Raw genomic sequence first — 23,398 nt, 5'->3', positions numbered from 1 at the left:
ATCCCCCTCCGAGGTTCGTGTCTTATCGTGCGCGCAGCACGCCCGGCTTGTCGACGTACCGTTGCATCGCCCAGTTCAGGCCGCGCATGGCGAGGTTGTAGGAGGGCGGGAAGTAGCGCTGGGCCCAGTGCCCGATCCGGATGTCGCGCGAGGTGTAGATCAGATACCGGTTCCGCTCCACCCCGCGCACAATGGATTTCGCCGCCTGTTCGGGCGTGACGGCGTGCCGCAGGAACAGCTTCAGCCCCGCTTGCACGGCCTCGGCCTCGCGGTCGACGCCCGCGATGTCCACCCGGTTCACCATCGGCGTCGACATCGCGCCAGGACATACCAGGCTGACGCCGATCCCGTGCCTGCGCAGGTCGAAACGCAGCACCTCCGAGACGCCGCGCAGCCCGAATTTGCTTGCGCTGTACGGCGCGTGCCACGGCAGACCGAACAGGCCCGCGGCCGAGGACACGTTGACCAGGTGCCCGCCACGTCCCGCCTCGATCATCGGCGGCAGGAACTCCTCGATGACGTGGATCGGACCCATCAGGTCGATGTCGATGGTGCGCCGCCACTGATCGTGGGTCAGACGGTCGACGGTCCCCCAGGTGGCGATGCCCGCCACGTTCATCACGATGTCGACGCTGCCGATCGTGTCGTGCGCCTTCGCGGCCAACGCGACGACGGCGGCGTGGTCACTGACGTCGAGTGCCTCGGCCAGGTGCACGGTGGCGCCCGCCTCGCGCAACTCCCCGGCGGTACGCTGCAAGCCTGCCTCGTCGATGTCGGTGAGAATCAGTGACGCGCCCTTGGCCGCGACCGCACGGGCGGTGTCTCGGCCAAGGCCGCTGGCCGCCCCGGTGATCAGGCAGCTCTTGCCGTCGAACTTCGTCATGGCTAGACCATAAGTGTCGGTGAACACGGTTGTCTATCAATCGAGCGCGATGCGTCCCAGACGGAACCGTTCGACGCGGGCCGCACAGGGGCGGGAGGAGCACCGTTACGGCTCGGAAGAGCTTTTCGCCGACGGGTTTTCATAGAGCAACAGGTCGACGACGCGCAGGATTCGGTCGATGTCGAAGCGGCGGGGGTCGGCCAGCATCTGCCGCGCCACGGTCTGGACGGCGCCCTGCACGATCTCGACGAAAACGTCGAGGTCCACCTCGTCGGTGTGTTCGTCGGCCGGTCGGCTCGCCAGCCAGGCGCCGAGCAGCCGTCGCAGCGGCGCGCGTAGTTCGTCGCGCGCCCGCTCGATCGGCGGGCGCAACGCGACAGGCACCCCGTCGATCGGGTAGTACACCAGCCGCCAGCTGTCGGGGACGGAGCTCAGATCGCTCAGGAAGCGGGCCAGTCCCGCGAGCAGCGCCGCCTTGGGATCGGTGGGCGCGGCGGCGAGCTCGGCCACATTCGAGGTGGCGGCGACCATGCGGGCGGTCTCGCGCGCGATGAGGTCGCGGAGCAGGTCGTCGCGGTTGGCGTACAGGTCGTACACCACCGGGCGGGTCACCCCGCCCCGCTCGGCCACCGCGGCGATCGTGACGTCCGCGAAACCGGACACGGCGAGGATGCGTAACGCCGTGTCGAGCAGCTGTTCTCGCCGATCGGCGGGCTGCAGGCGTTTGGCGTACCTGCGGCGCGGCCGGGCGGCGTCGCTACCGGCCCGCGCCACCGGCCACCTCCCCGATGCCCGTGGCGGCCACGGCCCGGCGCGCGAGCCAGCGCAATGTCGAGGCGACGGCGTCGCGGCGCTCGGCGCCCCCTTCGTCGAGCACCAAGCGGGCGGCGGTCTCGCTCGTGCTGATGGCGGTGTAGCTGACGAGTTCGGCGTCGATCTCCCGCTCGCCCATGGCGGCGATCAGGCGGATCATGGCTTCGGAGCGCTCGCGCAGCACCGCACGGCCGTGCGCCACCCGTTCGTGTGCCGCGGGCGGCAGCGCCTGGTCACGCAGCAGCACGAAGCGCCACGTGGCCGGTGCGGCGAGCACTATGTCCAGGAACAGGTCGGTGGCCTCGGCCGCGACCTGGGCGGGATCGGCTCCGGGCCGGATTTCGGGAATGGACGCGGTCGCCATGTCCAGCGCGCGTTCTTCCTCCCGGTCGAGCAGTGCGGTGAAAAGCCCGTCGCGGTCGCCGAATTCGGCGTAGAGCGCGGGCCTGGTCAGGCCTGCGGCTCGGGCGACGGCGTGCATGCTCGCCTGGGTGTAGCCCTCGCGGAGGATGAGATCGCGTGCCGCGTCGAGGATCTGGTCGCGTCGCGCTGACACCTTCGCCTCCATCGTGATCGGTCGTCGAGCGTCAGCACTCCCCCAGCGAACTGGTCACCCGATTGAATAGTGTACGCAGCCGGAGGCTCAGCGGGGCGAGTCGCGCCGGAATGCGAGCTCATCGCCCGTCGGTTTGTCCACGGAGACAATCAGTTTCATCGAATCCTACGGCGGCGACGGAGCTACGGAGGTAAATTGACGTCGTTGTATTCGTATGTGACGCAGACTACTTCCGATCGGTGGAAGTGCTGATGGTCACAGGTGATCGCGACATCGGGCTACCCCAGAAGCCCCGGATGTCGGCGACCCGCGCCGAGGCGGATCGGTGCGTGCGCAACGGGGGATGGAGGAACGATGAAGGAGGCGGCACCGACCGTCGCGGACGGGGGCGCGATCCGGATCGCGCGGGAAAACGTCACCGGCACCGCGGTTTCCAGCGTGCGCACGTTCGGCCGGGCGGTCGATCTCGGCATCGAGTCGGTGCGCGGCGCGGTCTCCGATCTGATCGGCCTGCGGTTCCAATGGCAGGAGATGCTGCGCCAGGCCTGGTATCTGGTGACCGTCACGGCCCTGCCCGCGGTGCTGATGGCGGTGCCGTTCGGTGTGGTGGTCTCGGTGCAGGTGGGCAACCTGATCCACCAACTCGGCGCCGATTCGATGATCGGCGCGGCGGGCGGGCTCGGCGTGATCCAGCAGGGCGCGCCGATCGCTACCGGATTGCTGCTCGGCGGGGCAGGCGCCTCGGCCATCGCCGCCGACCTCGGCGCACGGACCGTGCGCGAGGAGATCGACGCGTTGCGCACCATGGGAATCAGTCCCGTGCACCGGCTCGTCATCCCCCGGGTGGTGGCGATGCTGTTCGTCGCTCCCCTGCTGAACGTGCTGATCATCTTCGTCGGGGTGGTCTCCGGTTACGCGGTCGCGATCAGCGCGCAGAACGTGACGCCGGGCAGCTACTGGGCGACGTTCGGCTCCTTCGCGGTCGTCGCCGACGTGTGGATCTCGTTGGCCAAGGCCATGCTGTTCGGCTTCCTCGTGGTGATCATCGCCTGCCAGCGCGGGCTGGAGGCCAAGGGCGGGCCGCGCGGCGTCGCCGACGGCGTCAACGCCGCGGTGGTGATCTCGGTGGCCTCGATCATCGTGGTCAACCTGGTGATCACCCAGATCGTGACGATGTTCCTGCCACTGCGGGTGGCCTGAGATGACCGCGACACCCTACGCACCCAAAGGCCTCGGCTGGGCCTATCGCGCCGCCCGCAACCGCGGCCGGATCCTCGCCCCGATCGAAACCACCGGTTTCCTGCTCGGTTTCGTCTTTCAGGCGCTGTGGGCGATACCGCTGACGCTGCGCCGCTACCGCGCCCAGACGATGCGCACCATCACCGACATGACCTGGGGGCGCGGGTCGGTCATCGTCGGCGGCGGCACCGTGCCGATGCTGGTGGTGCTCGGCGTCGCGATGGGCGCTGGCGTCGGCATCCAGTCCTTCGCCGCGCTGGACCTGATCGGCCTCGGGCCGGTCACCGGCGTGGTGTCGGCCTTCGCCAACACCAGGGAACTCGCCCCCATCGCGGCGGCGATCGGCTTCGCCGCGCAGGCGGGCTGCCGGATGACCGCGGAGATCGGCTCGATGCGCATCTCCGAGGAGATCGACGCCATCGAATCCCTCGGATTGCGCTCGGTGCCTTTCGTCGTCACCACGCGGGTCATCGCGGGCGCCGTCGCGATCGTGCCGACTTTCCTCATCGCGCTGATCCTGAGCTATCTGGCCTGTTCCGCGGTGATCGTCCTGCTGCACGGTCAGGCGGGTGGCGTGTACAACCACTACTTCTTCCAGTTCACCAGTGGCTACGACGTGCTCGCCGCGGTGGTCAAGATCCTGGTGTTCGGCGTCACCGTCATCCTGATCCATTGCTACTACGGCTTTTTCGCCTCCGGCGGACCCGAGGGCGTCGGCATCGCGTCCGGTCGCGCGGTGCGGGCCAGCTTCGTCGCCATCATCGCCCTCGACATGGTGCTCACCATCATGCTCTGGGGCATCAACTCCGCCATCGAATTCCCGGGGTGATCCCATGCCGAACTACGGACTGCCCGGCGTGCCGATGAGCAGGCGCGGTTCTCGTGCGCTGGGCGCCGCCGCGCTGGCGCTGACGGTCGCCGCGGGACTCACCTGGCGCGCGGGCCTCGACGACCGGCCGCCGGACCGTCTCCAGGTCCAGCTGCGCACCGAGCAGATCGGCGAAGGCGTCATCGAGGGCACGCGGGTGCGCTACGACGGCGTCACCGTCGGCGAGATCACCGAGATCGCCGCCGTCGGCAAGGGACGCCAGTTGATCACGCTGGATCTCGACAAGACACAGACAGCGGGCCTCACCGACGCGCTCACCGTGGACTACGCGCCGGAGAACCTGTTCGGGATCAGCGCTCTCACGCTGCGGGCCGCCGTGGGCGGCGCACCGCTCGCCGAGGGCGGATTGATCGATCTCGCCGGCGCGCACGCCGACAAGGTCACCGACGTGACCATGGGCAGCCTGCTGCGCGCGCTCACCGCCACCTCCACCGAGGTGCTCACCCCGCAGCTGTCGGAATTGCTCGCCACGGTCAACAGCGAGATGAGCTCGTTCGCCCCGCTCTGGGAGGCGATCATCGCGCTGAGTCGCGCCGTGGCCGACACCCAGCGCTACCCCGCGCCGTATCTGATCGACCAGTACGCGGCCTTCTTCGGCGGCGCGGGCGATTTCGCCTCCGCGACCTTCCGGCTCCTGCACGCGGTCATGAACATCGAGATCTTCCGCAACGACCGGCCGCGCTACGACGCCACCATCACCATGGTCGTGGACGGAGCGCTGCCCAAGATCGGGTTGCTCGGTGACGCCGCGAATCGGCAGTTGCACAGCTACACAGCCGAACTGACGCCGCTCGTCGGTGCGCTCGCGGCCACACTGCCCGAGCCGGGACGCTCGCGCGCCGAGGCAGCCGCATTGATCGATCGGCTCGAGCGCCTGTTCTCCGACACACCCGACGGGCCCGCGCTGAATGTGGCCGTGACCCTGCGCGGGATGCCGGGGCTCGCGGTGCCGCTGCTCGGACCGTCCGGATTCGCGGCGCTGAACGCGGGAGGTGCGCGATGACGGCCCTGCCGATCCGTGCCGTGATGTGGCGGCTCGGGCTGTTCGCGGCCGCGATGGTCGTGCTGCTGGCCGTCGTCGTGCAGGCGATCACCCGCCCGGTGGACGGCGAGACCGGTTCCTACACCGCCGAATTCACCGACGTGAGCGGACTGAAGACCGGCGACGACGTCCGGATGTTCGGCGTGTCGGTCGGCAAGGTCGCCGAGATCGAGCGGGCGGGCAACAACGCCCGGGTGACCTTCACCGTCCAGCGCGACCGCCCCGTCTACGACGCCAGCGTCATCGCCATTCGCTACCAATCCCTGACCGGCCAGCGCTATGTCGATGTGCGGCAACCGGATAGGCCGGGGACGCCGCTGCCGCCCGGCGCGGCGTTCGGGGTGTCGAGCACGGTGCCCTCCTTCGACATCACCCAGCTGTTCAACGGCTTGCAGCCGGTGATCGCCGAGTTCTCCCCCGGCGCGCTCAACCAGTTCACCGAAAGCGTGCTCGCGGTGATAGAAGGGAACGGGTCCGGCATCGGCCCCGCGCTGGACGCCATCGAGAAGCTCAGTCGCTACACCTCCGATCGGCAGGCGGTGATCGCCACGATCGTGGCCAATCTGCATGCGATCTCCACACAGGTCGGCGGGCGCTCACCGCATCTGGCCACCCTGTTGGAGGGAATCGCGGACGTATTCAGCGCCTTTCGGGTGAAGCTGGACGGTTTGCTCGACTTCGCCGCCGTGGCGCCCTCGGCGATGGGACCGCTGAACAGCCTGATGGAGACGCTCGGGTTCACCGAGGCCAGCAATCCCGATCTGATGACCGACCTGCGGCTGCTGTTCCCCGACCCGCAGGCGGCACTGGACGCGCTCGGCAGGCTGCCGGGCCTGCTCCAAGCGCTCAGCGCCGCGCTACCGCCCGCGCCTGGCGCCGCCGGTCCGGTGCCGATGAGCTGCTCCAAGGGCTCGGTCGCACTCCCCCAGGTGCTTTCGGTGCTGGTCGCCGGACAAAGGATCGCGATATGCAACGGATGATCCAACGTGCGCTGAATCAGCTCGCGGCGCACGGGTTTTCGCACGATCGGCACGAGGCGGCCAAGAACGCCAGGGAATTCCGCCTCGGTATCCTCGGCGCACTGTTCGTCGCCGCGCTGCTGCTGGCCACCGCGGTGATCTATCTGGTCCCGCTGGGCAAGACCGGCTACACCGCCGACCTGGCGGAGGCGAACTCGGTCAAAGTGGGCGACCAGGTCCGCCTCGCGGGCATCACGGTCGGCTCGGTGACCGCGCTCGAGCTGGGCGAGACGAAGGTGCGAATGACCTTCACGGTGGATCGCGACGTGTTTCTCGGTGACGCGACCAGCCTGGAGATCCGCATGCTCACCGCGGTCGGCGGCCACTACGTCGCGGTGTTCCCCGCGGGCGAGCGCGCCCTCGGCTCGCGGCCGATCCCGCCCGACCGGGTGCGGCTGCCCTACAGCCTGGTGCGCATCCTGCAGGACGCCGCTGCACCTGTCGCTCAGGTCGACGGGGAAACGCTGCGGCAGAATCTGGCCGCCCTCCAGCACTCCCTCGACACCAGCCCCGACGCGTTGCGCCAGATGGGCACCGCGATGCAGTCCTTCGTGGACATCCTGCGCGGGCAGAACCTCGAGGTGTCGCGTGCGCTCGCGGTGCTGGACGAGTATGTGCGCGCGATCGATGTGAACAAGTCGCTGATCGGGACGTTCGTCCGCGAGGTCGGCACCCTGATGACGGTCGGGCTCGGCAAGCGCGCCGAGATCGAATCGGCGTTGACCGTGGCGGCTTCGCTGCTGTCGCGGATCGCGGCGATCGAGCCGTCCTGGCGGGAGGTGCTCGCCCCGCTGGCCGGGAAGCTGCGCGAGCTGCTGCCGCAGCTGGAACAGCTGGCCGCGCAACTGGATGTGGCCATTCCGCAGTGGCAGCGGCTGCGCGAGCAACTCGTGGCGATGACCGCTTCGGAGGACGGTGTCGTCATCGATCAGTCGGCGCTGACGGCGACGGTGTGTATTCCGCTGCCGGGATGGGAGTGCTGAGCGATGACGCGCATCCTGCGGTCCCAGGGTTTCGTGACCGTGCTCGGCGCGCTGGTGCTGGCGCTGGTCGCCGCGATCGGGTATCTGGTGGTGTTCGATCCGGTGAAGAAGACGGTCGCCTACTGCGCCATCATGCCCGATGCCGTCGGCCTGTATCCGGGCAATCACGTGACGGCGCTCGGCATTCCGATCGGCACGGTCAACGCGGTGCGACCCGAGGGCACGGCGGTGCGGGTCGACTTCGAGGTGCAGGCGGAGCGCGTGCTGCGCGGGGAGGTCACCGCGACCACGGTCTCCGACACCCTGGTCGCCGATCGCGCCCTCGCGGTCCTCGGCGAGCCGGGCGCGGCGCCGTGGGATCGCTCGACGTGCATCACGAACACCTTCACGCCGAAGAGCATCAGCCAAACACTCCAGGGCTTCTCCCAGCTGGCGGCCCAGCTGACCGGCGGCGGAAATCCGGGCGAGCAGACCAGGATTCGGGACAGCGTCGTCGCCTTCGAGGCCGCCACTTCGGGCACCGGTCCGGAGCTGAACAAGCTGATCACCGATCTCGGCGATGCCCTGCGCGCGCCGGACGCGGCCATCGGGCGCATCGGCGGGCTGCTGGACTCCTACGGCTCACTGATGTCGAGCATCGCGCTGAACTGGGAGGACATCAAGATCGTGCTGGTGCAGGCGAGCGAGGGCATCGCCTTCATCAACGAGCTCTGGGACCGCGTGGTGCAGCTGATCGACTCGCTGCTGGTCATCCTGCCGTGGCTCAACAGCATCGCCCGTGAGTACGGCAGGCCGATCCTCGGCGCGCTGGACGGCGCGCTACCGGGCCTGCGGCTGCTCTCCGCGAACGTCGGGTCGCTCCAGCAGCTGGTGTCGATGGTCCCGCCGATCGTGCAGTTCTTCGAGCAGGTGATCGACCCGGCGACCGGGCGGCCGCAGCTGACCTATGCCGCGCCCAAGGTCGGGCTGCCGCGCGAGCAGGCCGATCGGATCTGCGCCGCGCTCAACGCGCTGCGGCCCGGCCACTGTGACGGTGCCGAAAACGGTTTGGCCGACGTGAATCTGGTGTCCCTGGTGCTCGGAACGGTAGGTGCTCGATGACTACGCGATCGGTCCGCCACGCCATGCTCGCTGTCGCACTGGCGGCCGCTCTGCTGTTGCCCGGATGCGGATTCGATCCCGCCCAGGTGCCGGTGCCCGGCGCGACCGTGTCCGGTCCGACCTACCGGGTGCGGATCGAGCTGGCGAACGCACTGAACCTGCCCGCCCAGGCCAAGGTGGTGGCCAACGGCGCGCAGATCGGCAGCCTGCGCGAGGTGCGAGTGGTCGACCCGACGCCGGAGCAGCCCGGCCGGGTGGAGGCGGTCGTCGAGATCGCCGAGGCGGTGCGACTGCCGGTGACCACCACCGTGCAGCTGCGCCAGAACACCATCCTCGGCGACATCTACATCGGACTCAGCACGCCCACCGGCGATTTCGACCGTGTCATCGCGCCGGGCGGCACCATACCGCTGGCGCGGACCCGCCCCGCGCTTCAGGTGGAAGACCTGCTGGCGGGCATGTCGACCTTCGTCGGCGGCGGCGCGATGCAGCAGATGCAGGCCATCGTCAACCGCGTCAACGCGACGCTGCCCGAGCGGCCCGCCGAGACCGCGCGGATCTTCGAGGTGCTCGGCCGCGACGTGTCCGACGTGGCCGAGCACATGGTGGTGGTGGACCGGTTCCTCGACTCGATCCAGCGCGATCTCGATGTGGCGCTGCGCAATCCGCGGGAACTCGACGCGCTGCTCAGCGAGCGTGGCGCGGTGGAGATCCCCGCCGACGCGACATCACTGGTGCTCACGCTCGGCGTGGTCGGCGGGCTCGGCATCGTCGGGCACGCAATCGCCTGGCTCGCGCCGCTGCTCGAGGCGGGCGACGAGGCCGCGAAAGCCTTGGTGCCGTTGTTGTTCGCGGACCGGCCGCTGGATCTGAGCGCACCGTCGAATCTGAACCGGGTGGTGTCGCTGATCCGCGACAAGATCATTCCGTTCGTGGAGCGCGGGCCGAAGCTGAACGTCGGCCAGGTGTTCGTGGAGGGAACGGGAACGGTGGAAGGGGCGCCGACGCCGGTCGCCACCGACGAGCAGGTGGCTCGAATCATCGCCACCCTCAGGATGATCGGAGTCGTGCGATGAACGTCGCCACCGAAACCGCCTATCCCGGCTACGTCCCCCAGAATCCCGCGGGCAGCGCGACCGACGAGGTGTTGCGGCGACTCGGCCCACTCGCTTCGCTGGCCGCGATCGCGGCGATTCTGCTGATCGGCGTGGGACATCTGAGCTTCGGCGTGGTGCGGGTCGGCTGGTTCACCGAGTACACCGAGGCCACCATGACGGTCCCGGATTCCGGTGGCCTGCTGCCGCGATCCAAGGTGCTGCTCTCCGGTATCCAGATCGGGCAGATCACCGCGGTGACGCACACCCGCGATGGCATCGATGTGGCCTTCCGTTACGACGCCGAATACCGGGTGCCCGCGAACAGTTCGGTCCGCATCGAGACGCTCTCGGCGCTGGGCGAGCCGTATCTGGAGTTCCGGCCGACGGTCGCGGACGCGCCGTACCTGCGCGACGGCGACCGGCTCGCGGCCGCGTCGGTGCAGCGGCCGGTGTCGATCCCCGAGGTCGCCCGCACCGCGACCCAGCTCCTCGAGCAGATCGACCCGGCGACCGTGGCCGCCATCATCGACAACTTCAGCACCGGACTCGCGGGCACCGAGGCGGTGATCCCGCAACTGTCCAGGGCAGGCGACCTGTTGGCGGCCACACTACTGAGCCGCACCGACCTGATTCGCAGGCTGCTGGTCGACATGCAGGCCCAGGCCACCGATATGACATGGGCGGGCGGCGAATTGGCCGCCGCCTCCAGACCGTGGGCCGAGTTCGGTCCGCGGGTCAGCGACGTGGCCGCGGCGATCGCGCGCGTCCTGCGGATCGGCGACACCCCCGCGGACTACCTCACCGACACCGAGGACGTGATCGGACTGCTCCCGTTCCTCGACGCCCTCACCCAGAAGCTGGATCTCCTCGGCCCCGAACTGCGCGAACTGTTTCCGGTCGTCCAGCCACTGCTCGCACTGACAACGGGAGTGCTCGGCAAGGTCGACCTCGGCAGCCTGATCTCCCAGGCCCTGCACGCCACGACCCCGGACGGCGCACTGCAATTGCAGATCACCGTCCGGTAGGTCGGTCCTTCGCGGAGGCCGACATTCGCTGAACGCTGTCCAGGTCTCTGTGCAGCGCTGCGGGGTCACCGGCGCCGCCCGGCTCCGAGAAGTTCGGCCGACGCCAATCTGGCAAAAGAGTGTCGCGGGATGCCAGTCCGGAACCCTGTCCCTCATGGATGGCACGATCGGACCATGAATCACCTGACCAGCCGGTTCGCGGGGCACCTCGATTTCGGCGACGACTCGGTGGCCGGTGCCGTGCTACCTGCTGGAATAGACGGATTCGGAGCCGGTGCCTGGTATTGGATTCACGGTGACGAGACTCTGAACCAAAGCGAACTCGACAAGGCCGAGACCGCTCTCCTCGATGTGAAGGCCCTGGTCGCTGCGGCCTTCGTCGCTTTCGCCGCCGAGCTGACCGATCCCCGGTCGACGACCTCATTGTTTCGCAAGGTTCATCTCGAGGAGATCCCCGAAGAGATGGCGGGCGACTTGTTCGACGTGGACACTTGTGAGGCTGTTACCGACAAGGTCTTCCTCGACCATCTACTCGTCGTCGGCATTGCGATCAGCCCCGCGGCGACGGAACGTGTTCTCGCGCTCGACTTCGCGATCGGCGCTGACAAGCCCACCGACCAGCTGCTTGTCGCCGTGTGGGATCGGAACAACACCGTTACCGTCCACCACGAAAGTTGAGCCCGGCGAATCACCCGTCACTACAAACCAAACCCACAGCTTTTCCGGCATGCACACCAAAAACTCGGCGTGACAACCGAACACGTGATCCACGTCGCGGCAAGCCAGCCTCTGGACATGGCCGTCTGCCACTCGATGGGCATCCGAGCCTTCTGGAGGGTCGACCGGAATACGGCAGAAACCTGCCGTTGAGGCCATAGTGGCCGGTGAGAGACCCGACGTCGGTGTGGCGGGTGGTGCCGGTTAGGGTTCGGGTGCTCTGGTGGTGTTGTTGTTCCGGGTGGTTTCGTGGCTTCGATCGATCGCACCTGTTCACGCTGGTCGACTCGATCGAGCTGGAGCCGGTGACCGCGGAGCGCGCCGTGGCCGACGCAGTGGAATTCGTGCGTGCGGTGCGGAACCGGCGCGGGGACTGGATCGGCGAGACCGTGGTGCTTGAACGCGATGGCGTTAAGTCGGTGGTGCGGGTGGATGTGGACTCCTTCGCCAGCGAGTTGTGGCGGAAGGTGTTGCGGGACAAGCGCCGTCCGAGGATGTTGTCGCGGCGGCATCTGGCGGTGTGCGTGTTCTCCTATCTGGCGGCCGAGCTGCGCTCCGGTGATATCGCGGTGGCAGGGTCGGACTCGTATGCGAACCTGCACGCGCAGTTGATGAGCTGGGACGAGTGCGCGCCGCTGGTCGAGCAGTTCTGCGCCCAGGCCGGTATGCCATCCGAGGCGAGCGAGCTGCACAGTCTGACATGGCCCGCAAGCGCCGTTCTTCGGGAAAGCTCACCGGCCAGCTTCCGGCTCGACATGACTACCCGCCTGGATCTGAATCGAGAGCGGGAGGCTTATCCGCAAGCATCTTGATGGCCTCTGTCCGGGGTGCAAGCGCCGTCCCAGCGGCCATCAGCCGTGGCGCGCGTTCGACCTCGGCCGAGCCGGCACCGTGGCAGCGACGAATTCTTGGAGCAGGCCACTGGTAGGAAACTGTTCTCAAGTTCTGTCAGGGGTCGTGCCTACCCTGTCGTCATGGTGAGTGTGAAGGTCGTCGACGAAACGGCATCCGGGGGTCGCGACGAAGGCTGGATGTTCGAGGTGACCGAGGAGCGGCTGCCACTGCAGGAGATCATCCGGCGGCGAGTATTCCAGGAGGTCGCCGAACACAATGCCGGCGCGTCTCGTGGTGCCTTTCGTGGTCTGGTACGGCCGGCAGATGCCGAGGTGGTGCGCGGCGGGTTCCGCACGACTGGTCGTGTCGATCCGGAACGCCAGTGCGAGGCGGCGTTGCAGGCTTTCGGGCGCAACGGTTTCGTGGTTCTGGTCGGCGATCGACAGATCGAGGAGTTGGACGAGGTGGTCGCGCTGCCACTGGGTGTGGAAATCACATTCCTGAAGCTCGTCGCATTGGTGGGTGGCTGAATGTCGAGGTCCGAGTACGAGACCGCGGCGCGGGCCGCCATCGCTGCGGACGATATGGACGCCTTCTTCGACACCTATCTGCAGGCGTATCAGACGAAGACCGACAAGTACGTGTGGGGTGCGGTATCGGACATGGCACGCGTGTTGCCAGACGAGATCTCCGAGCGGTTGGCTCGCGTCTGCGCCGCAGCGGCCCCGGCCGCTTCCGAGCACATCCGACACGGGATCAAGTATCTGCAAGAGAGCATCGTCCCTTCCAAGTACAAGACAGCGGTCCTCGACGCCATCGCGGCGGACGATATGGGCAGGTTGTGCGCCGAGATTGTGCGGGTACACCAGATCGCCGAGTCCTCCCATATGGCGTCCGACTATGCCTTGTGGCATGCCCTGTTCGCCAAGGTGCGTGAACTGCCGACCGAGACGGTCGAACGGCTTGCTCGCGCTTGCGCGCTTGCGTTCCCTACCGCTTCCGAGCGCGAGCAGCACTCTCTGCTGCTCTTGGCGTCGACCATCGCACCCACCTTGCCGATCCTGGTCGAAGAACGGCGAGCAGTGCTGGAAACCCTGTCGAACCACCACGGCAGGTTGAGCCTTTTCGCGATCGACTCATCTCTGGCCCTAGCCGAACTGGCGTCAGGACGTATCTTGAGCCCTGAGGTCGTCGCGGTGTACCGCCGCGGAGCCTGCGAGAGGTACCAGGACTCTCGTGTTGCAGAGGTCGCCCGGCAATGCCCCGAACCAGTGGTCAATGTGGGTGAGCAATGGGCGGACCGAGCACTGGAGTTGGCGTGCTCGTCTCCGGGTTGGCACGACCTGCTGGCCTTCGCCACAACCGCCACGATGGGAAGACCGAACGCCAAGTGGGAAAAGACCGGTCGAGCGCTGCTGGCGAAGGTGGATTCCTTCGACGAGAAGGTGCTGTCGTTGTTGGAACTGGTTGGCCGACCCAGGACATTACCGCTGCGGCATCGTCTCGCCGAAGATCCCGGCCTCAACGATGAGTACGACCCGTTCAACGCGAACGCTGTGCGCGGTCTGCTGTGGCTGCTGACGTATCGGCCCCCGCAGCCGACGACCGCCCGCATCCTGGGCGGCCTGGTGGAAACGTCGCTGCGCAAAATCAAGGGTCTGGGACCACGTAACCCCATAGCCAACGCCGGTGTTTACGCTCTGAGCCAGGTGAGCGGCGAGGCGGCGCTGGGTGAGCTGGCCCGCCTGGCCGCCACAGTGACTTACAAGGGCACGTTGAAGCTGATCAACGTCGCGCTGGAGACCATTGCACACGCGCTCGGGCTGACCCGCACTCAGATCGAGGAGATGGCCGTGCCCGCCTACGGCCTGACGTCGGTAGGCACGGCGGAATTCGCCTTCGGCGCCGCGTCGGCGACGGTGACCGTGGACGGCACCAAGGCGGTGCTGTGCTGGTTCACGAGCAAACCGGTGAAAAGCGTCCCGGCCGCGGTGAAACGCGACCATGCCGAGGAATTGAAAGAACTCGAGGCGGCGGCCAAGGACATCGGCAAGATGCTGACCGCCCAAGTCGAACGGCTGGATCGCCAGTTCCTGGAGCGCCGCACCTGGGATTACCCCTCGTGGCGGGAGTATTACATCGACCACCCCTTGGTGGGCACGATCGCCCGCCGTTTGTTGTGGACAGTCGACGGGGTCACCTGCGGCTACGCAGACGGCGCGCTGCGCGACGTGGCGGACAACCCGGTGGGTGGTGACGTCGTGGAGCTGTGGCACCCGCTCGGTCGCTCGACGGAGGAGATCCTCGCATGGCGAGACTGGTTGGAATGCAAGAATATCCGGCAGCCGTTCAAACAAACCCATCGCGAGGTCTACCTACTCACCGACGCAGAACGCCACACCGGTACCTACTCGAACCGCTTCGCGGCGCACATCCTGCGCCAACACCAGTTCCACGCGTTGGCCGCTGTCCGGGGATGGCGCAACAAGCTCTTGCTGGATGCCGACACCTCCGTGCCGCCACCGACCCGTGAACTGCCGCAGTGGGGTGTGCGCGCGGAATACTGGGTGGAGGGCGACCGCGACGACATTGGGGACGTCGACATCACGGAGTCCGGCAGCTACCTACGCCTGCGCACCGACCAGGTGCGGTTCTACCCGATCGACGCACCACTGAACCTTGCCAACAGCGCTTTCCATGGCGGCTTCCATGGGTCGGCCGAGCCACTGCCACTGTCGGACGTGCCCGAACTGGTCCTGAGCGAAGTACTGCGCGACGTGGACCTGTTCGTCGGTGTGGCCAGCATCGGCAACGATCCGACATGGTACGACGGTGGTCCGAACGGCAGGTTCGCCGACTACTGGACCGACTACAGTTTCGGCGACCTGAACCAGACTGCACAAACCAGACGTGACCTGCTGACCAGGCTGCTGCCCCGACTGGACATCGGCCACCAATGCACCGTGGAAGACAGATTCCTGCACGTGCGAGGTACCAAGCATTCGTATCGGATCCACCTGGGCTCAGGAAATGTCCTGATCGACCCCAACAACCGCTACCTGTGCATCGTCCCCTCGGCACGAACAACCGAACCGGACTCGTTCCTGCCGTTCGACGGTGACCGGATGCTGTCGGTGATCCTCAGCAAAGCCCTGCTTCTGGCCAACGACACAAAAATCACCGACCCAACCATCCTGAGCCAACTCCCGTGACAATGCTTCAGGCGTGACAGTTGGTCGAACTCAGTGCACCGATTGCCATCTCGTGGCGCACTTCCGCTCCTACACGATCCTTATCTCACCCAAGACGAGGATGGGGTGTTTCATAGGCGGTCACCTATGAAACACGGCTCCGGCGGGGAGCGTCCTGGGCGTTCCCCGGCGTCGGTCGGGTCTTCGCCGAGAAGATCTCCACCCGCCCCGAACTGGACAACGCCGTCACCCTCGCCCGGGAACTGCGGGCCTCCGGTGTCGCGGCCACCCTCGTCGTGCACGAACACAAACGCCTCGGCCGCGGAATCGAACTCGCCGCCCTCGCCGAGCAATTGAAAGCCTCCGACATCGGCCTGGAATTCCTCACCGGCGAACTGCAAGGCTCCCACATCGACGCGCTCCACCAATTCGCCCACGGACCTACTGCTCGTCGGCGACGGTGATGCCGAGAGTGCTCGCGAAGCTTGGGGCCAGGTCCATCAATTGCAGTGGTGTGATGGTTGCGCCGCGCAGACCGTCGAGCCCGTCGGCGATGCCGATTCGTGTGGCGCCGCGCAGGTCGACCTTGCGCATTGTGGTCTTGTTGAGCGAAAGGTCTGTCAGTGTCGAGCCGGGGAAACTCACCGTGGTGAGATCCGCGTCGCCGAAATCGGTGTGCCGCAGGACGCAGTCGACGAACGAGACCTCGCGCAGCTTCGCGCGGCGGAAGTTGACCGAGTCGAATTTGCAGCCCTCGAACCGGACGCGGCGCAGCACCGTGCCGCCCGCGTCCACGCCGGAGAACACGCCTTCGACGAATTCGGCGTCCTGCCACGAGGTATCCGAGAGATCGGTGCCGATCCAGGAGACGGCGCGCAACCAGACGTCGGTGAACCGCCCGTAGCGAAAGCTGCCCCGGGTGACGGTGAGCGAGGTCAACGCGGACTCGGCGAAACGCACGTGCTCGGCCCCGAGGTGTTCGAGTTGGCGATCGTCGACGTGGACGCAGTCGTAATCGCCCTCGCGCTCCGGCTCCTCCTCGAACGGCGTCAGGTACCGCGCGAACGGCAGATCCGCCAGTTCACGTGCCACGCCCCACCTCCCAACTCAGTCGACAACGGTCGATCCTGTCTACCAGCGCCCACCGACAACCGGCGTCGAGGCAGGTCAACGCAGCGTGCACAGCCAGCGGCGGGTATCGGCGGGATCGATGACGTCGTCGAGCTCCAGCACGGTCGCCGCGGTGAGCGCCTTGCCGTTGGCGTAGGCGAGCTGCACGAGGTTGTCGAAGGCCGTCTGCCGCTCGTCCGGGTCCGCGATGGCGGCCAGCTCCTTTGCGAAGCCGAGGCGCACCGCACCCTCCAGGCCCATGCCGCCGATCTCTCCGGTCGGCCAGGCGATCACGAAACGCGGCGCGCGGAACGAGCCTGCGGCCATGGCCTGCGCGCCGAGGCCGTATCCCTTACGCAGGATCACCGTGCCCCACGGCACCGACAGCGCGGCCGCGTCGACGAACAGGCGACTGAACTTGGTGACCGTCGCGTGCGTCTCGGCCTCCGGCCCGACCATGAAACCCGGTGTGTCGCACAGCGACACGATCGGCAGCCCGTGCGCGTCGCAGAGCCGGAGGAACATGGCCAGCTTGTCGGCGGCGGGCGCGTCGATGGCGCCGCCGAGGTGATGGCAGTCGTTGGCGATCAACCCGAACGGCCGCCCCTCGACGCGCACCAGGGCGGTGACGATGCCGACGCCCCAGTCCCTGCGCAATTCCAGCACCGAACCGACGTCGGCGATCGAGGCGATGGCCGCGCGAATATCGAAGGCGCGCAGGCGATTCTCGGGCACCACGTGGCGCGCGAGCCGGGGATCGGGTGCCGTCCATTCGGTCTCGCCGCCTTGGAAATAGCCCAGATAGCGGCGCGCCAGGGCGACCGCTTCGGCTTCGTCGGCCGCGACCAGGTGCACCACGCCGTTGCGACGCTGCACCTCGATCGGCCCGATGTCCTCCGGCGCGTAGACGCCGAGGCCGCCGCCTTCGATCATGGCGGGCCCGCCCATGCCGATGTTCGCGTCGGGGGTGGCGATCACGACATCGCACATGCCGAGCAGGGCGGCGTTGCCCGCGAAGCAGCGGCCGGAGACGATGCCGATCAGCGGCACCCTGCCGGACAGCGCGCCCATGGCGCGGAAGGTGGTGACGTCCAGGCCCGAGATGCCCGCGTAGTCGGTGTCGCCGGGACGGCCGCCACCGCCTTCGGTGAAGAACAGCACCGGAAGTCGTTGTTCACGAGCCAGTTCCAGCATGCGGTCGGTCTTGACGTGGTTGCGCATGCCCTGGGTGCCCGCGAGCACCGTGTAGTCGTAGGAGAGGACGACCGCGCGGGCCGCGTCCGCGCCGAAACGGTCGGCGTTGATCGTCGCCACGCCGGTGATCAGGCCGTCCGCCGGTGTGTTGGCGATGAGGTCCTCAGGGCTGCGGCGCGAGCGTTGCGCGGCGACCGCCAGCGCCCCGTATTCGAGGAAGCTGTCCGCGTCGACCAGATCGGCGATGTTCTCGCGGGCGGTGCGGCGGCCGAGCCGGTGGCGTTTGGCGACGGCCTCGGGCCGGGCGGCGTCCAGGCCGATGCGATGCCGCTCGTGGACTTCGGCGAGATCGGCGCGGATCGCGTCCAGGTCGACGGCGGCGACGTCGTCCGTTTCGCCGTCGTGCTCGCTCGCGGCCCAGACCAGTAGCGCGGCGTGCGGGTCGACGGTGTCGCCGGGCACGACGAGGTGCCGCAGCACGCGCAGCGGCTGTTCGGCGCGCAGCACGTGTTGCATCTTCATGGCTTCCAGCACCGCCACTTCGCCACCGGCGGGGACGACGGCGCCCGCTTCGACCAGGCTCACGACCGTGCCGCCCATCGGCGTCGACAGCGCTGTCTCGCCGTCGAACAGCGGGTCGGGCTCGCGTGCGGCCACGGTATCGGCGGCGGTATCGACCGAGGGCAGTGCGGTGGCGAGATCGGCTGCGCGCGCGGCGAATTCGGCGGCATGCTGCTCGAACCACGAGGTGGTGACCGCGCCACTGTGGCCGAGCTCGTCGAGTACCGCCCGCAGCACGGTCGCGTTGGTGTCCACTCCGGCGACGACGGTCTCGGCCAGCGCGTCCGCGCAGCGCCGCAGCGCGGCAGGATACGACCCCGCGCGCGCGATCACCTTCGCCAGCAGCGAATCGAAGTGCACGCCGTGCCGCAGTCCGGCGTACAGGCCGGTGTCGACCCGCACACCGACGCCGGTCGGCGCGGCGAACCGCGTGACGGTGCCGGAGGCAGGCAGCACTTCCCCACCGGCCGTGACGATTTCGGCGTTCACCCGGGCCTGGACGGCACAGCCGCGTGGCGCGGGATCGGGCAGGTCGAGCTCGGCGAGCGAGGCGCCGCGCGCCAGATCGAACTGGAGCGCGACGAGGTCGGCTCCGGTGACCTCCTCGGTCACGGTGTGCTCCACCTGGAGCCGCGGATTCACCTCCAGGAACCAGTAGTGCGTTCCGCTGACGAGGAATTCGACGGTGATCACGCCGCGACAACGCACCGATTCGGCAAGCGCGACGGCATCGGCGTGCAACTGCTCGCGCACGGCCGAGTCCAGCCCGGGCGCGGGCGCGATCTCGATCAGCTTCTGGTGGCGCCGCTGCACGCTGCAATCGCGGTCGCCGAGCGCCATCGCCACGGCGCCGTCCGCGACGACCTGCACCTCGATGTGCCTGGCCGCGGGCACCAGCGCCTCCGCGTAGACGGTGTCGTCGCCGAATCCCGCGCGCGCCTCGGCCCGGCAGTACTCGTAGGCGGCGGGCAATTCGGCGGGGTCGCGCACCACGCGCATGCCGCGCCCGCCGCCACCGGCCGCGGCCTTGACCATGACGCCTTCCGGATAGCGGGCGAGCAGCTCGGTGATCTCGTCCACGCCGGAACCCGCGGGCGTGGCGGGCAGAACGCGCACGCCCGCGCGTTCGGCCGCGGCGCGCGCGGCGGTCTTGTCGCCGAAGGTACACAACACCTCGGGCGACGGACCGACGAAGACCACGTCCGCCGCGGCGCACGCGGCCGCCAAATCGGCGCTCTCGCTGAGGAATCCGTAGCCGGGATGAACCAGCGCGCCGGATTCCGCCTTTCTCGCCGCGGCCACGATGCCCGCCACGTCCAGGTAGGCGGCCGCGCCGTGTCCGTTCAGTTCCACCGCGTCGTCGGCGAGGTGGACGTGCATGGCCTCGCGTTCGTCGGCGGTGTACACCGCTAGCGTGCGGTATCCGCGCTCACGGGCGGTCCGCAGGACGCGGACCGCGATTTCTCCTCTATTGGCCACGACGACGTACATGCCGCCCAGTTTCGTTGACATTGACGTCAACGTCAATGACCATATTGTCGTGACCTCCTCCGCCTGGTCGGTTCGCGGCGCGCGCGAACGCTCGCACACCGACCGCCACCGTGATCTGCTCGACGCCGCCGCCCGGGTCTTCACCGCGCGCGGCTACGCCGAGACCACCGTCGCGGCCATCACCGCGGAGGCGGGCGTCGCGCGCGCCACGCTGTATGTGTACTTCGCCTCGAAAGACGAGATCTTCCACGCGCTCGCCGTCCGGGTGCGTGACGACTTCCTCGCCGCGCAAGAACCCGGCCTCACCGGCGACGATCCGCGAAAGACGTTGCGCGCCACCATCGACGCCTTCGCGATCGCGGTCCGCAAGACCGGTCCGTTGCTGCGGATGCTCGAGGAGCGCGGCGCCATCGATCCGGCGTTGGCCGGACTCGTTGGCGAGATCACCGAGCGTCCGACCCGCCGTTTCACCCGGTGGATCGAGCGCCAACAGCAGGCCGCGGCGATCTCGCCGGTCGCCGAGCCGCGCGTGGTCGCCGAGACCGTCGGGTATTCGCTGACCCGCGGCGCACTGGTACGTCGCGACGCGGACGCGGCGGTGTGGGACGCGTATCTACGCAACGTCTACACCATCGCCGAGACATTGCTCGGCATGCCGTGACACGACTTCGGCCCGCCGAAGAGTCGGCGGGCCGAGAGCGGTGGTCGGAGTGGATCAGGCGCTGCGGCTGTCCAGCAGCGCGGCGGGCCGGTCGGTGGCTCCGCTGAAGCGCAGCACGCCGTCCTCGAGCGACGCCTTGCGCAACAGGGCGCGGTCGCGGAAGTAGTTGTTGATCACCTGCCACGGGCCGTTGGTGCCCTGGCGCGGCATCACCGCGTCGCCGCGCTTGATGTAGCCCGAGGTCAGCGCGCCGCCCATCACCGAAGCGGCGCCGCGGTCGCCCTCCTCGGCCACCGCGACGAACTTGGTGAGGCCCTTGGACTTCAGGTGATTGAGCAGACGGCAGAAGTACTCGGCGGCCAGATCGGCCTTCAGCGTCCACGACGCGTTGGTGTAGCCGAGCACCATCATGGCGTTGGGCACGCCGTCGAGCAGCGCGCCCTTGTAGACCACGCGATCGCGGGTCACCACCGGCTCGCCGTCGATCTCGAGCGACGCACCGCCGAGCATCTGTACCGAAAGGCCCGTCGCGCTGATGACGATGTCGGCCTCGAGTTCCTCGCCGGAGGCCAGCCGGATGCCGGTCTCGGTGAAGGTCTCGATGCGATCGGTGACGATCGAGGCCTTACCGCTGCGCAGCACCTTGAACAGGTCGCCGTTGGGCACCACGCACAGGCGCTGGTCCCACGGGTTGTAGGACGGCGTGAAATGGCGCATGTCCAGATCCGCGCCGACCTGCAGCCGGACTGCGGCGAGCAACAGCTTCTTGGCCGCCGCCGGATTGGTGCGGGAGAGCTGGAAACTGGCGCGCTGCAAGGCGATATTGCGCGCGCGGCCGATCCGGTAGGCGAGTTTCGCGGGCACCTTGGCCGCCTTCATGCCGACCGCGACCGGGTCGTCGGCGGGCAACGCGGTGATGTAGGTGGGCGAGCGCTGCAGCATGGTCACGTGCGCGGCGTCTTCGCTCATCGCCGGGATGAGGGTGATCGCGGTGGCGCCGCTGCCGATGACGACCACGCGCTTACCGCGGTAGTCCAGATCCTCGGGCCAGTGCTGCGGGTGCACGATCTGCCCGCGGTAGTCCTGCTCGCCGGGGAACTCGGGGCGGAAGCCGTTGTCGTAGTCGTAGTAGCCGGTGCAGCCGACCAGGAAGTTGCTGGTCCACTCCTCGGTCGCGCCGGTCCGCTCGTCGATCGCGGTGACGGTCCACAGCTCGGCTTCGCTGGACCAGCGCGCGACGGTCACCTTGCGGCCGAACCGGATGTGCTCGGTGACGCCGTACTCGGCGGCGGTGTCCTCGATGTACTGGCGGATGTGCGGTCCGTCGGCGAGCACCTTGGTGCCGTGCCACGGGCGGAAGCCGTAGCCGAAGGTGTACATGTCCGAGTCGGAGCGAATGCCCGGGTATTTGAACAGGTCCCAGGTCCCGCCGATGGCGCTGCGCCGTTCCAGGATCGCGTAGCTGCGTCCGGTCTGCTCGCGGGTGAGATGGCAGGCCATCCCGATTCCGGACAGGCCAGCGCCGATGATCAGTACGTCGACATGCCGCGTCATTGAGGTACTCGTTTCGTCTGGTCTCGCACCCGGGCGACGTCGTCCGAGCGTGTTCAATCGAGGGTACATGTTATTAGAAGTAACGTCTATAACGCGAATCCCCTGATCGGCGATAAAAACCATGGTGGTCGCAAACCGTGACCCCGGGACGTGCGGTCAGCACCATGAACCACTGCGGCATGCCCACGACTCCCACGCCCGAAGGAAGTGACGCACGCATGAGTCTGTCGTTCCACTGGTTCCTGCCCACCTACGGTGATTCGCGCGGTCTGGTCGCGGGCGGCCACGGCACCTTCATGTCGGGCGACCGTCCTGCCTCGCTGCGCTACCTGAATCAGATCGGCGCCGCCGCCGAGGACAACGGCTTCGAGGCGGTGCTGACGCCGACCGGCGCCTGGTGCGAGGACGCCTGGCTCACCACCGCGATGCTGGTGGAGACCACCGAGACGCTGAAATTCCTGGTCGCCTTCCGCCCCGGCCTGATCAGCCCGACGTTGGCCGCCCAGATGGCGGGCACCTTCCAGCGCCATTCGCGCGGCCGGCTGCTGCTCAACGTGGTGACCGGCGGCGAACCGCACGAGCAGCAGGCCTACGGCGATTTCCTCGACAAGGATCAGCGCTATGCCCGCACCGGCGAATTCCTGCACGTCGTGCGGGAGCTGTGGCGATCGACCGAGCCGCTGACCTTCGAGGGCGAGCACATCCGGGTCCGCGAGGCCCTGCTGAGCAACCGGCCCGACCCGATCCCGCCGGTGTTCTTCGGCGGCTCGTCGGCGCCCGCCGGGCCGGTGGCCGCCCGCTACGCCGACACCTACCTCACCTGGGGCGAGCCGCTGCTCGCGGTGAGCAGGAAGCTGGAGTGGATCCGGCGTCTCGCCGTCGACCACGGCCGCGTCCTCGACTACGGCCTGCGCATCCACGTCATCAGTCGCGACACCTCCGAACAGGCGTGGGCCGAGGCCGAGCGGCTGCTACAGGGCATCGATCCCGCCGACGTCGAACGGGTGCAGGCGAACCTCGCCCGCAGCGAGTCCGAGGGGCAACGCCGGATGCTCGAGCTACACGGCGGCAGCAGCGAGCGGCTGGAGATCGCGCCGAACCTGTGGGCCGGTGTCGGACTGGTGCGCGGCGGCGCGGGCACCGCGCTCGTCGGCTCGCACGAGGAGGTCGCCGAGCGGCTGGTCGAGTACTCGCGCCTCGGCATCACCCACTTCATCCTGTCCGGCTATCCGCACCTCGAGGAGGCGTACTGGTTCGGCGAGGGGGTGCTGCCGATCCTGGAGCGCAAGGGTCTGTGGCGGCATCCGCACCGCGCGGCGCCGGTCCGCGTCGGCACTCCGTTCGCAACCTCGTCGTCCAGCTGAGCGCGCCGCCGGGGTGCGCCCGCTGCCTGTATGCAGCGCCTGCAAACCCCCGGTTATCGCTGCCGTCGCGGCAC

General features: G+C 68.1%; 21 protein-coding genes. 15 read left to right on the top strand and 6 right to left on the bottom strand.

Annotated features, from left to right (window positions below):
• Positions 1-22: 22 nt before the first annotated feature.
• The 3 genes from AC3ERS_RS09145 to AC3ERS_RS09135 all read right to left on the bottom strand — a co-directional run bounded on the left by AC3ERS_RS09145 (position 23) and on the right by AC3ERS_RS09135 (position 2,252).
• On the bottom strand, positions 23-883 hold the full coding sequence (locus AC3ERS_RS09145; protein WP_431965508.1) for an SDR family oxidoreductase: 861 nt from the start codon (positions 881-883) through the stop codon (positions 23-25).
• Positions 884-988: 105 nt separating this feature from the next.
• Positions 989-1,657, bottom strand: a complete 669-nt coding sequence (locus tag AC3ERS_RS09140; RefSeq protein ID WP_431965506.1) for a TetR/AcrR family transcriptional regulator — start codon at positions 1,655-1,657, stop codon at positions 989-991.
• Positions 1,641-2,252, bottom strand: coding sequence for a TetR/AcrR family transcriptional regulator (locus AC3ERS_RS09135; RefSeq protein WP_431965504.1), 612 nt, complete (start codon positions 2,250-2,252; stop codon positions 1,641-1,643). The genes AC3ERS_RS09140 and AC3ERS_RS09135 overlap by 17 nt, the downstream gene beginning before the upstream one ends.
• Positions 2,253-2,606: 354 nt before the next feature.
• Between AC3ERS_RS09135 and AC3ERS_RS09130 the strand changes: the two genes are divergently transcribed.
• The 13 genes from AC3ERS_RS09130 (at position 2,607) to AC3ERS_RS09070 (ending at position 15,853) form a co-directional block, all read left to right on the top strand.
• Positions 2,607-3,452 carry an MlaE family ABC transporter permease gene (locus tag AC3ERS_RS09130; protein ID WP_431965502.1) on the top strand — a complete coding sequence of 282 codons (846 nt, stop codon included), beginning with the start codon at positions 2,607-2,609 and terminating at the stop codon, positions 3,450-3,452.
• Position 3,453: 1 nt separating this feature from the next.
• Positions 3,454-4,320, top strand: a complete 867-nt coding sequence (locus AC3ERS_RS09125) for an ABC transporter permease (protein ID WP_431965501.1) — start codon at positions 3,454-3,456, stop codon at positions 4,318-4,320.
• A gap of 4 nt (positions 4,321-4,324) precedes the next feature.
• The gene (locus tag AC3ERS_RS09120) at positions 4,325-5,383 is read left to right on the top strand and encodes an MlaD family protein (protein ID WP_431965500.1); all 1,059 of its coding nucleotides are present in this window, start codon (positions 4,325-4,327) and stop codon (positions 5,381-5,383) included.
• The gene (locus tag AC3ERS_RS09115) at positions 5,380-6,402 is read left to right on the top strand and encodes an MCE family protein (RefSeq protein ID WP_431965498.1); all 1,023 of its coding nucleotides are present in this window, start codon (positions 5,380-5,382) and stop codon (positions 6,400-6,402) included. The genes AC3ERS_RS09120 and AC3ERS_RS09115 overlap by 4 nt, the downstream gene beginning before the upstream one ends.
• A complete protein-coding gene (locus AC3ERS_RS09110) occupies positions 6,390-7,424 on the top strand; it encodes an MlaD family protein (protein ID WP_431965496.1) in 1,035 nt (344 codons plus the stop codon). The genes AC3ERS_RS09115 and AC3ERS_RS09110 overlap by 13 nt, the downstream gene beginning before the upstream one ends.
• Positions 7,425-7,427: 3 nt before the next feature.
• Complete coding sequence (locus AC3ERS_RS09105; protein ID WP_431965494.1) at positions 7,428-8,525, top strand: MlaD family protein; 1,098 nt, start codon at positions 7,428-7,430, stop codon at positions 8,523-8,525.
• The gene (locus tag AC3ERS_RS09100; RefSeq protein ID WP_431965492.1) at positions 8,522-9,601 is read left to right on the top strand and encodes an MlaD family protein; all 1,080 of its coding nucleotides are present in this window, start codon (positions 8,522-8,524) and stop codon (positions 9,599-9,601) included. The genes AC3ERS_RS09105 and AC3ERS_RS09100 overlap by 4 nt, the downstream gene beginning before the upstream one ends.
• Positions 9,598-10,647, top strand: coding sequence for an MlaD family protein (locus tag AC3ERS_RS09095; RefSeq protein WP_431965490.1), 1,050 nt, complete (start codon positions 9,598-9,600; stop codon positions 10,645-10,647). Before AC3ERS_RS09100 ends, AC3ERS_RS09095 begins: the two co-directional genes overlap by 4 nt.
• A 228-nt stretch (positions 10,648-10,875) precedes the next feature.
• Complete coding sequence (locus tag AC3ERS_RS09090) at positions 10,876-11,325, top strand: hypothetical protein (RefSeq protein WP_431965488.1); 450 nt, start codon at positions 10,876-10,878, stop codon at positions 11,323-11,325.
• Between the two features lie 224 nt (positions 11,326-11,549).
• Positions 11,550-12,176 (top strand): hypothetical protein, encoded by a 627-nt coding sequence (locus AC3ERS_RS09085; protein WP_431965486.1) that lies wholly within the window; start codon positions 11,550-11,552, stop codon positions 12,174-12,176.
• Positions 12,177-12,338: 162 nt separating this feature from the next.
• Positions 12,339-12,728: a hypothetical protein gene (locus tag AC3ERS_RS09080; RefSeq protein ID WP_431965484.1), complete on the top strand. Its 390-nt coding sequence runs from the start codon at positions 12,339-12,341 to the stop codon at positions 12,726-12,728.
• On the top strand, positions 12,729-15,410 hold the full coding sequence (locus tag AC3ERS_RS09075; RefSeq protein ID WP_431965482.1) for a DUF4132 domain-containing protein: 2,682 nt from the start codon (positions 12,729-12,731) through the stop codon (positions 15,408-15,410). It begins immediately after the preceding gene.
• Between the two features lie 194 nt (positions 15,411-15,604).
• Positions 15,605-15,853: a recombinase family protein gene (locus AC3ERS_RS09070; protein WP_488186285.1), complete on the top strand. Its 249-nt coding sequence runs from the start codon at positions 15,605-15,607 to the stop codon at positions 15,851-15,853.
• Here AC3ERS_RS09070 and AC3ERS_RS09065 read toward each other — a convergent pair.
• A complete protein-coding gene (locus tag AC3ERS_RS09065; protein WP_431965478.1) occupies positions 15,831-16,481 on the bottom strand; it encodes a pentapeptide repeat-containing protein in 651 nt (216 codons plus the stop codon). The two genes, AC3ERS_RS09070 and AC3ERS_RS09065, sit on opposite strands and share 23 nt — an antisense overlap.
• Before the next feature lie 75 nt (positions 16,482-16,556).
• Entirely contained in the window at positions 16,557-19,745 is a 3,189-nt protein-coding gene (locus AC3ERS_RS09060; RefSeq protein ID WP_431966157.1) for an acetyl-CoA carboxylase family protein, read from the bottom strand.
• 49 nt (positions 19,746-19,794) lie between these two features.
• On the opposite strand from AC3ERS_RS09060, the gene AC3ERS_RS09055 reads away from it, so the two are divergent.
• Positions 19,795-20,406 (top strand): TetR/AcrR family transcriptional regulator, encoded by a 612-nt coding sequence (locus AC3ERS_RS09055; RefSeq protein WP_431965476.1) that lies wholly within the window; start codon positions 19,795-19,797, stop codon positions 20,404-20,406.
• Positions 20,407-20,460: 54 nt separating this feature from the next.
• Here the strand turns inward: AC3ERS_RS09055 and AC3ERS_RS09050 are convergent, their stop codons facing one another.
• Positions 20,461-21,960 carry a flavin-containing monooxygenase gene (locus AC3ERS_RS09050; protein ID WP_431965474.1) on the bottom strand — a complete coding sequence of 500 codons (1,500 nt, stop codon included), beginning with the start codon at positions 21,958-21,960 and terminating at the stop codon, positions 20,461-20,463.
• A 218-nt stretch (positions 21,961-22,178) separates the two neighbouring features.
• On the opposite strand from AC3ERS_RS09050, the gene AC3ERS_RS09045 reads away from it, so the two are divergent.
• Positions 22,179-23,324 (top strand): LLM class flavin-dependent oxidoreductase, encoded by a 1,146-nt coding sequence (locus AC3ERS_RS09045; protein WP_431965472.1) that lies wholly within the window; start codon positions 22,179-22,181, stop codon positions 23,322-23,324.
• The last annotated feature ends 74 nt before the right edge of the window (positions 23,325-23,398 follow it).

It is taken from the genome of Nocardia sp. bgisy134 (genome assembly GCF_057708325.1).
This window is presented reverse-complemented; position numbering and strand designations above follow the sequence as displayed.